Source organism: Rodentibacter trehalosifermentans (genome assembly GCF_002000545.1).
GTDB lineage: Bacteria > Pseudomonadota > Gammaproteobacteria > Enterobacterales > Pasteurellaceae > Rodentibacter > Rodentibacter trehalosifermentans.
This window is the reverse complement of sequence record NZ_MLHL01000097.1, coordinates 1-1,470: the sequence shown is the minus strand read 5'-3', so window position 1 is coordinate 1,470 and position 1,470 is coordinate 1. Positions and strand designations below refer to the sequence as shown.

Annotated in this window: 3 protein-coding genes; all 3 read left to right on the top strand. The window is 38.5% G+C overall.

What is annotated here, in order from left to right:
• On the top strand, nt 1-187 hold a 187-nt coding region (locus BKK52_RS12770), incomplete at its 5' end, for a transposase (RefSeq protein WP_143531430.1).
• Between the two features lie 173 nt (nt 188-360).
• Entirely contained in the window at nt 361-1,236 is an 876-nt protein-coding gene (locus BKK52_RS12765; RefSeq protein WP_077478860.1) for an OmpA family protein, read from the top strand.
• 22 nt (nt 1,237-1,258) lie between these two features.
• Nucleotides 1,259-1,470 (top strand): hypothetical protein (locus BKK52_RS12760; RefSeq protein WP_208606172.1); only part of this gene is annotated, 212 nt, incomplete at its 3' end.

Here is a 1,470-nt window from a genome sequence, read left to right as displayed (position 1 = left end):
TGCGGTGAAACAAAATCACATTAACGGCATTGAAAATTTTTGGAGTCAAGCCAAGCGGATACTCCGAAAATATAATGGAATCGACCGAAAAAATTTTCCCTTATTCTTGAAGGAATGTGAATTTCGGTTTAACTTTGGAACACCAAAAGAGCAACTTAAAATGTTGCGAAAATGGTGTGGAATTTAGGGCTAATCTACGTCAGCCCCAAACCTTTAGACTTGGGTTTTTTTTATTTCATTAGACTCAAGTTACAGCTATTTATCTGATCTTTATACGAATTTCTTTGAAATGTGGCAATGCTATGTTAATGACAAGGAAAGTCAGTATTGGGTCAATACAATAAAACAAAGAGGTTTTTTATGAAAAAAACATTGTTAGGACTTGGAATGGTATTAGCGCTAAGTGGTTGTGCACGTGATGCTAATCAACCATTAGAAGTATGGAGCAATTTTAATCAAACTAAATTAGCCCCCCAACTTGGTGAAAACCAATCGTTAGCGGTGTTCTATCGTCAAGGGGATCTTCAAGGACCTGCGACTAATATTTATGTTGATGGCAATTATCAAGCCTCCTTATTGCCAAATGCATATAGTGCAGTGCCGGTTTGTGCGGATAAACACTTATTCAGCACATCCTTCAGTTCAAATCAAAAATTTGGTAACCGCACTCAAGGCGTAAGTTATACATTACCAATCGGTGAAGTGGCATATATTAAAGTATCGCAAGAACCTAACGGACAGCTTTATCTGCAACGCATGGAACGCACTGTAGCCGAACAGGAAGTTGCGAATTTACCGAAAGAAAGCCAAACTTTATCACGTGTACCAAATGCGGTGAATTGTCAGCCACCGGTAGTGGTTGCTGCCATTGCGGTGGATAGCAGTGCATTGTTTGCCTTTGATAAATATGGTTATAAGGACATTCTTCCTGCCGGGCGTGAAAAACTGGAACAGTTTATGGAACACGTCAAAACCTTAAACGTTTCGCATATTGTAGTGGGTGGTCATACGGATAACCTAGGTTCCGACAGCTATAACCTTGTTTTATCGGAAAAACGTGCGAACAGCGTAAAACAACAACTGCAATATTCGGGCATTACTGCTCCGGTAAAAGCCATCGGCTATGGCAAAAAAGAACCGGTAGTCACGAATTGTAGTGCTTTAACAGGTGTGGTCAGAAATCAATGTAATTTACCAAACCGCCGCGTTGAAGTGACGGTTTACGGAACAAAATAAGTTTAGTTTTTGAGGAATAAATATGTCAGCAACATTAAAAGTATTAAGTGCAAAAAAAGTAATTGCCTCTCAAAAAATTAATCAAGGCGACACATTAATTATTGAGGCAAGAGATAAATCTAATTATCAGTTAATTGATGATCAAACTGGTTTTGGTCCACAAAATATTATCGCCAAGCGTGAAGGAAAAGATCTCAAAATTTTCTTAGAAGATGGTGATATGAATCCGGATGT

Excerpts from the sequence above, each read along its gene's own strand:
- BKK52_RS12765 (WP_077478860.1), top strand. The coding sequence starts at position 361 with ATGAAAAAAACATTGTTAGGACTTGGAATGGTATTAGCGCTAAGTGGT.